Consider the following 7,821-nt stretch of genomic DNA (forward strand, 5'->3'; position numbering starts at 1 on the left):
CCCGGTCGGGCACGGCGCTTGACCCTCTGCGTCCGCCCTAGCGGTGCGCCGCGTTGTCGCGCAGGTGCTCGGCGTAGGTGTGGTTGACGTAAATCTTGCCGTCACGGGCGTGCAGGAAGTACAGGGCGTCGCGGCCATCGGGCAGTTTGCGCTCGGCCTTCAGCACGCTCAGGAGGGCAGGTTGGCCGGGATTGTTGATGGGGCCAGCGGGCAGCCCCTGGCGGGTATAGGTTGAATAGGGCGTGTCCTTGGTAAAGTCACCCGCCGAGCGGTCAAGTTCGGGGAGGTTCTTGCCCAGCCCGTAGGCGACGGTGGGATCGCTGCCCAGCGGAATGCCGTCGCGCAGGCGATTCAGAAAGACCCCGGCGATGACTGGCATCTCCGCATCGTTGGCGGCTTCGGCCTGCACCATGCTCGCCAAAATCACCCAGTCGCGCACCGAGAGGCCCAGCGCCTTGGCCGCCTGCACGTTTTGCGGGGTGAACTCGCGCTCCATGCGCTCCACCATCTCCGCCACTGCGTCCTCAGGCGACTCGCCAACCCGGAACTCGTAGGTGGCCGGAAACACGAAGCCTTCGAGGTTGGACTGCTTGCCCCGCGCGTACTGGCTGAGGGAAGCGTCATTCAGGGCCGCCTCGATGCCCGCTCGGTCAAAGCCCGCCTTCTCGAAGACGGGCGGAATGTCGCGGATGCGCCACCCCTCCGGCACCGTCACGTTGACGGTGGGAATGCGGGCGGGGCCAGCGAGCTTCTCGGCGACCTGAAAGACCGTCATGTCGCCCGTGAGGTCGTAAAGGCCCTCCTTGAGGCTCCCCGCCGTGCCCTGCTGCCGCATCACGAAGCGCAGGGCATCGGCATGTTTCACGATGCCCCGCTCCTGCAACGTGCGAGCGACCGCCGGGAGGGAGTCGCCGGGCTTGACCTCCAGGGTGTAGGGGCCACCCCCGGCGGGCTGGGTCAGACTGCGCAGGTAGAAGAAGACCCCCGCCGCTGCGACGAGCAAGAGCAGCCCCAGCCCCAGCAGGAGCTTGGCCCACAGGGCCATCCCGCCTCCCCGCAGCCGGGTCATGCGGACGCTCCCGCCGCGCTCCGGGGAGTCACCCCGTGCGCCGCCAGCCGCCGGGTCAGCTCGGCGTCGGCGGGGGGCCGCGCCCCAAAACGTGAGACCACCCAGCCGCCCACCTCTACGGCGAGGCGGGCGGCGCGGGGGACATCCCCGTGCGCAAGCCAACTCGCCAGGAACGCCCCCCCAAAGGCGTCCCCGGCCCCGGTCGCGTCGACCGCCCGGTCACCGGTGGCCGGGACGTGCAGCCGGGGCTGCTGCGGCCCTTCCAGCAGGGCACCCTCGTCGTCCATCTTCAGGACGACGAGGGCGTGAGGGAAGCGCTCCCGCAGGGCGGTCAGGGCCTGCTGTGGGTCCGCGTGCCCGGTCAGGGCGCGGGCTTCGTCGGCGTTGGGAAAGAGCACGTCAAAGGGGATGGCATCCACGATGCCGAGGAAGGTCTCGCGGCCAAGCTGCTGAATCATCTGAAAACTCCCAGGGTCGAGGCTGAGGGTGGCTCCGCCCTCGTGGGCGAGGGCGGCAGCGGCGAGGGCCGCCCCGCGGGGCGGGTCACGAAAAAGGCTCCAGGCGGTGAGGTGCAGGTGCCGCGCCCCCCGCACCAGGTCGCGGGGGAGTTCGTCGGGGCGCAGTTCCCAGTCGGCCCCCTGTCCGGTCAGCATGGCCCGCTGCCCATGACGGTCAATCAGGGCGAGAATGACCCCGGTGCGGTGCTCGTCCGACAGGATGACGGCGGCCTCTACCCCCTCCGAACGCAGCTCAGAGGTGGCGAGGTCTCCGAAGCGGTCGCGGCCCACCTTGCCCACAAAGGTGGCGGGATGTCCGGCCCGGCGCGCCCACACGGCCAGATTGGCCGCCGAGCCGCCGCCCGAAAGCTCCATCCGCCCGGTCGTGTCGCCGCCCGGCAACAGCAAGCTGTCGGGCTTGGCGAGCACGTCCCAGGCGAGGTCGCCCAGCGACACCAGGGGGCGGAGCGGGGAAGAACAGGGAGGCTGGGTCATGCTCGCCCCGCAGCATACCGTTCCGGGGCTGACCCGCTCTGTGCCCCTACCCCTGCCGGGGGGGTGCGTGCAGCACCGCCTGCCGCGCCAGCAGGGTCGCCCCGACATCGAGCGCTCCGCTCAGGCCGTACACCCACAGGTCGGCCCCCTGCGGCGAAGAGCTGAAGCCCGCAATCGGCACCACGTTAAAGACAGTCATCGCCAGGCTGAGGGCCGCCGCCACATTGAGCCAGTCGGCCAAGCGGGTGCGCCGCAGGAGGTCGCCCGGCTCTGGCGCGAGGCGGACCAGCGTGCCATAGACCGCGTTTCCCGCAAGCACGGCGGCGGGCCACACGCTCAACAGGGCGGCCAAGGCGACCGCGTTGGCCTGCGGCGCGGCTCCGCCCAGCACCGCGACCAGTGTCAGGAACCACAGCGCCAGCCGCAGCGAGGTCAGCCAGGGAAAGAGGCCCCGCAGCGCCCGCAGGGGGCCATGCTCTGGCGGCGTGCCCCGCCCCGCCGTCAAGCGACCCAGCACCGCCGTCCACAGCCCCAGCACCAGCGCCGCGAGCAGAGACTCTGCCGCGCTTGTCCAGCCCAGCCCGGCCAGGCCACCCCGCCCCAGCAGGTAGGCCGCCAGCGCAACCAACCCGGCAACTTGCAGCCACAGGGCGGCGAGGGCGGGGGTGCGCCAGCGAGTCACGGCGTCCCTGTGGAGAGTCGAAAGGTCGAGGAGTCGAGAGGTCGACCAAAGGGGAGAGCGGGAGTCCCTCGACCTCCCCACCTCTGGACCCCTTGGCCGTGAGCGCCCCCCCTCACAACCCCAGCTTCGCCCGCAACCGCTCGCGGACCACTTCAGGCTTGGCCTGCCCCCCGGTCGCCTTCATGACCGGGCCAAAAAGGGCATTCAGGGCTTTGGCGTTTCCGGCGCGGACCTTGGCCACGGTCGCGGGGTCAGCGGTCATGGCCGCGTCGATGGCCGCGTCGATGGCCCCGGTGTCGGTCAGGACGCCCAGGCCGCGCTCCTGCACCAGTCGCTGCGGGTCATGGCCGTCCAACACGTCTGGCAGGAGGTCTTTGGCGACCCGGCCACTGACCGCGCCCTCGTCAATCAGGCGCACAAGCGCGGCGAGGTGCGCGGGCTGAAGGGCGGACGCTTCTAAGGTCGTCTCCCGCGCCGCAAGCAACCCGGCCACGTCCCCCAGCAGCCAGTGCGCGAGCCGCTGCGGGTCAGCTCCTCCCACAAGCGCCGCGTCGTAGAAGCGCGAGAGGGCCACGCTGTGGCTGAGGGCCTGCGCGTCCGCCTCACGCACCCCAGCGGCGAGGTAGCGCTCCCGCTTTTGGGCGGGGAGTTCGGGCATCCGCGCCCGCACCCGCGCCACCCATTCCGGGGTGATGTCCAGGGGCGGGAGGTCGGGTTCGGGGAAGTAGCGGTAGTCGGCTTCCCCCTCTTTGGTCCGCATCACGAAGGTTTTGCCGCCGCCCTCGTCCCAGCCCAGAGTGTCCTGGCTGACCGTGCCCCCCGCTTGCAACACCCGCGTCTGCCGCGCAGTCTCGTAAGCGATGGCCCGCTCGACCGAACGGAAGGAGTTGAGATTCTTGACCTCCACCTTGGTGCCCCAGGGTTCGCCGGGCCGGTGCACGCTGAGGTTCACGTCGCAGCGCAGCTTGCCCTCTTCGGGGGTGGCGTCCGACACGCCGAGGGCCTGCGCAATGGCCTGCACGCTCTCCAAAAAAGCGCGGGCCTGTTCGCCCCCCGTGAGGTCGGCTTCGGTGACCATCTCGATGAGGGGTGACCCCGCCCGGTTGAGGTCGAGGAGGCTATAGGGCGCGTAGGCGGGATGCAGCAACTTGCCCGCATCGTCTTCGAGGTGCGCCCGCTTGATGCGGACCCGCGCGCCCCCCACCTCCAGATACCCGTTTCGGGCAATGGGGCGGTCGTACTGCGAGAGCTGGAAGTTCTTGGGCGAGTCGGGGTAGAAGTAGTTTTTGCGGTGAAACTGGGTAAAGCCCGTCACGTCGCAGTTCAGCGCGAGGCCAAACATCAGGGCGAGGTCGACCGCCTCGCGGTTAAGGGTCGGCAGGGTGCCCGGCAGCCCCAGGGTCAGCGGGTCCACGAAGGTGTTGGGGTCTGCCCCGTGGTAGTCGGCGGGGCACGCGCTGAACAACTTGGAGCGCGTCTTCAGTTGCAGGTGGACTTCCAGCCCGATGACCGCGCGGTACATGCGGGTGAGCATAGCGCGGCCCGCCCAGCAAGGGGGCCGCTCCCCCCTACACCGCTCAGGCACCTGCTGACAGGGTCAAAGACGGCGGCACTGGCCCTCGCGGTTGCCCTCTACCCGGTTGCTGCCGCCCGCCGGGGTCCGGGCGTTGTTCTCGCACTTCAGGTTGCCGTCCACGGTCACGCGGGCGACGCGCAGCGCTCCGTTGTTGCGCTCCAGCTCGATGTCCCCATTGACGCGGGTGTTCTCCACCGTGACGCTGCCCCCACGCTCGGCTTCAATGTCGCCGTCTACCCGGCTGCCCGTCACCGTGATTTGGGCGAAGCCGTCTTTGCCCTCCACATTGCCATTCACGGTCGAGTTGCGGATGGTCACCCGTGCGCCGCGCTCTATCTCCACATCCCCATTCACCCGCATGTTCACCAGGGTGCAGGTGGCCCCAGAGCGGACCTTGACGTTGCCGTTCACCGTTCGGCCCGATAGGGTCCCCGAACAGGTCACATCGGCAGCCTGCGCGGTCGGCAGGGTCAGCAGGGGCGTCAAGGTCAGGGCCGCAAGCAAGAAACGTTTCATTCTTCCACCGTACCTGCCTCTTTTCCCCCTCTCCTGGGAAAAACACGAATCCAGCTTTAGCCCCGGCGCACCACCTGCGCCCTCTCCTCCGGCCCTCCTCAGTCCTCGCCCGGCACGGGCCGGAGCCGCCAGGCCTGACGTCCCAGCAACAGCGCTAGCAGCAGCCCCCCGGCGTGCCACAGCGGAAGCTCGCCCGATAGGGCAAAGGCCAGGTCCCCCAGCACGAGCAGCCCGGCCAGGCCCAACCCGACGAGGGGCACCCGGCCCTCGTGGGGGGTCTCGTACATCGCGCTGCGGGGCTGTGGGTCCCCCATCGCATCACGGGCTTCCGCATAGCGAATCAGGATAAGCACCCCGTACACCAGCAGCAGCCCGGACAGGAGCAAGAGGGCCAAGCCGGGGTACCGCCCGCTCCCCACATAGTCCAGCGCCCCCAGGGTGAAGTGCCACAGCGCTGCCACCATCGCCAGCAGGGCCAAGCCCAGCGTGGCGGACGTGCTGTAGGTCGGGGGGGCACCGAGCGGGGATGGCATGGGGGGACCTTGAGCTTACCTCCCCAGCCGGGCAGCAGGCCAGACCCCGCGCCACACGTTCTCCGAGGGCTTGTGTTCAGAAATCACGTTCCCGGCGGCTTTTTCGCCGGTTGGCACTGGGGGGCCGGGGGGCGTACACTGGCTCCCTGCTGCCGGAAGACCGCTTCCGGAAGAACGGGGATGGGGCGTCACGCCAAAGCGAGGAGGCCGCCAGAAAACGGCGCCGAGAGAGGAGGGTAAGCACAGGGGCATGGGCACCAAAGAAGACGTGCGGGCGCGGCTTAATATCGCGGACGTCGTTGGGGAGCACGTGCGTCTCTCTCCGGCGGGCAAGGGCCGACTCAAGGGCCTGTGCCCCTTCCACAAGGAAAAAAGCCCCTCCTTTCAGGTTGATACCGAGCAGGGCTACTTCTACTGCTTTGGCTGCAAAGCGGGCGGGGACATCTTCTCCTTCGTGCAGCGGATAGAAAACCTCAGCTTTGGGGACGCCCTGCGGCGGCTGGCCGAAAAGGCCGGGGTGCAGGTCGAGGCCCGCTACGGCGAACGCAGCAGCCGCGACGTGTACGACGTCAACGCCTTTGCGCTGGAGTATTTCCGCGAGCACCTGCCCGGCCCCGCTCTGAGCTACCTGCGGAGCCGGGGCCTGACCGAGGACACCATCGCCGCGTTTGAACTGGGGTACGCCCCCGACACCTGGGACGGCCTGCTCAAGCGGGCGCGGGCACGCAACCTCACCGAGCGGCAACTGCTTGAAGCCGGATTGCTGACCGAGCATCCCGATTCGGGCCGAGTCTATGACCGCTTCCGGGGCCGCGTCATCTTCCCCATTCGGGACCACCTGGGCCGACTGGTGGGATTTGGAGGCCGGGTGCTGGACGACAGCAAGCCCAAGTACCTCAACACCCCCGAAACGACCGCGTTTCGCAAGGGCGAGCTGCTCTATGGCCTCGACAAGGCGCGGGGGTCGCTGCGCGAGGGCGGCGAGCTGATTGTCGTCGAGGGGTACATGGACGTCATCGCCCTTCACCAGCACGGCTTTACCGGAGCGGTAGCGAGCCTGGGAACCGCCTTGACCGCCGAGCATGCCGCCCTGCTGGAACGGCTGGGGGTGGCCCGCCTCACCCTGATGTTTGACCGTGACGAAGCGGGCCTCAAGGCGACCCTGGCGGGCCTCGACCAGGTCATTGGAGCCAAGTTCAGGGTCCGGGCCACCAGCGTACCCAGCGGCAAAGACCCCGCCGACGCCCTGTTTGCCGGGGACGAAGCGGGGATTCGGCAGGCCCTCGCGGGGGGGCTGGACGAGGTGCGCTTCCGGGTACAGGCTGCGGTCGAGGCGCACGGCGTCGACACCTCCGAGGGCAAACGCCGCGTGCTGATGGCCCTGTTACCGCGCATGCAAAACCTCGACCCCCTCGACGAGGGTGCCGAGCGCATGCGCAGCCTGGCCTGCGAGCTGCTGGGGATTCGGCCAGAAGCGCTGCTGGAGTGGATTGGCAGCAAGGCTCGCCGCCGCACCCTCACCGACACCCACCTCGCGGGCATGAGCACCGCCCGCGCCGAGGAAGACCGCGAACTCGCGCTGCTGCGGCAACTGCTCATTGACCCCTCGCTGCTCGCCAAGCTCGATGGCACGACCCCTTGGCGCAATGAGGCCGTCCGCAAAGTCATGCTCGCGGCCCAGGGGGCGCGGAGTCCGGACGACATCCTAGAGGTCTTTCGGGGCCAACCCGAAGAGCAGCTCCTGATTCGCCTGATGTTCGAAAGCCGCGACTCTGGTGCTCCCTCCCGCGCCACCAGCGAACTCTACGAGCAAAAAGTGGCCGCTTACGCCGCCGCCGCCGTCGATGACATCCAAGTGGGCCTGAGCATTGACTCCCTGCGGGCCGAGGTGGCCCTCCTGAAAAAGCAGATGGCCGCCGCTGCACCCAGCGAACAACTCGCCTATCTGCGGCAGATTCAAGAACTTCAGCGGGCCATCGAAGCGGAGAAGCGGGCGCGTCGCCTGGGGAGTTGATACGAGCTTCTCTTCGCTTGCTTAAAGGTACAGCGCATCCCCTGCTGGCGCTCATCCCATAACAAAATCCCCCCACCGGGGAGGTGGGGGGGTTGAAGTGGAGCGGGAGACGAGATTCGAACTCGCGACATCTACCTTGGCAAGGTAGTGCTCTACCAGCTGAGCTACTCCCGCGTTGTGTTGTCAAGAAAGGGACTGAAGCCGCCTTCAGGCCCTGGGGCCACGTTCCAGCTGAGCTACTCCCGCGCAGGGAGGGTGCCGCTTGCGGCACATCCCTCATCGGCAGCTTGAGGGGCGACCGATATGGCGTCAAAGAAAAAACCCCCGCGCTGACCGACTTTTCCGGGACCCTGCGGTCCGAGTATCATGGGCGCTGCCGTGTTTCACGACCCTGTTCGGCATGGGAAGGGGTGGTTCCGCGGCGCTATGGGCACGGGGG

At 68.6% G+C, this 7,821-nt stretch carries 7 protein-coding genes, 1 tRNA gene and 1 rRNA gene; 1 reads left to right on the forward strand and 8 read right to left on the reverse strand.

The window, feature by feature from the left end; genetic code table 11:
- Positions 1-37: 37 nt before the first annotated feature.
- From mltG to H565_RS0107965, 6 genes are all read right to left on the reverse strand, one after another.
- Positions 38-1,069 carry an endolytic transglycosylase MltG gene (gene mltG, locus H565_RS0107940; protein ID WP_027460574.1) on the reverse strand — a complete coding sequence of 344 codons (1,032 nt, stop codon included), beginning with the start codon at positions 1,067-1,069 and terminating at the stop codon, positions 38-40.
- A complete protein-coding gene (locus H565_RS0107945; RefSeq protein WP_027460575.1) occupies positions 1,066-2,061 on the reverse strand; it encodes a carbohydrate kinase family protein in 996 nt (331 codons plus the stop codon). Before H565_RS0107945 ends, mltG begins: the two co-directional genes overlap by 4 nt.
- Before the next feature lie 46 nt (positions 2,062-2,107).
- Positions 2,108-2,743: a hypothetical protein gene (locus tag H565_RS0107950; RefSeq protein WP_027460576.1), complete on the reverse strand. Its 636-nt coding sequence runs from the start codon at positions 2,741-2,743 to the stop codon at positions 2,108-2,110.
- Between the two features lie 112 nt (positions 2,744-2,855).
- Complete coding sequence (gene gatB, locus H565_RS0107955) at positions 2,856-4,265, reverse strand: Asp-tRNA(Asn)/Glu-tRNA(Gln) amidotransferase subunit GatB (protein ID WP_027460577.1); 1,410 nt, start codon at positions 4,263-4,265, stop codon at positions 2,856-2,858.
- A gap of 75 nt (positions 4,266-4,340) precedes the next feature.
- Entirely contained in the window at positions 4,341-4,835 is a 495-nt protein-coding gene (locus tag H565_RS0107960; RefSeq protein ID WP_027460578.1) for a DUF4097 family beta strand repeat-containing protein, read from the reverse strand.
- A gap of 98 nt (positions 4,836-4,933) precedes the next feature.
- On the reverse strand, positions 4,934-5,368 hold the full coding sequence (locus H565_RS0107965; protein WP_027460579.1) for a hypothetical protein: 435 nt from the start codon (positions 5,366-5,368) through the stop codon (positions 4,934-4,936).
- 250 nt (positions 5,369-5,618) lie between these two features.
- On the opposite strand from H565_RS0107965, the gene dnaG reads away from it, so the two are divergent.
- Positions 5,619-7,382, forward strand: coding sequence for a DNA primase (gene dnaG, locus H565_RS0107970; RefSeq protein WP_034408830.1), 1,764 nt, complete (start codon positions 5,619-5,621; stop codon positions 7,380-7,382).
- 98 nt (positions 7,383-7,480) lie between these two features.
- On the opposite strand, the gene H565_RS0107975 is transcribed toward dnaG, so the two are convergent.
- Together H565_RS0107975 and rrf are read right to left on the reverse strand one after the other, a co-directional pair.
- Positions 7,481-7,556: transfer RNA gene (locus tag H565_RS0107975), tRNA-Gly, on the reverse strand.
- Positions 7,557-7,703: 147 nt separating this feature from the next.
- A 5S ribosomal RNA gene (gene rrf / locus H565_RS0107980) occupies positions 7,704-7,820 on the reverse strand.
- Position 7,821 lies beyond the last annotated feature (1 nt).

The organism is Deinococcus murrayi DSM 11303, from assembly GCF_000482805.1.
In the GTDB taxonomy this organism is placed as follows: Bacteria; Deinococcota; Deinococci; order Deinococcales; family Deinococcaceae; genus Deinococcus; species Deinococcus murrayi.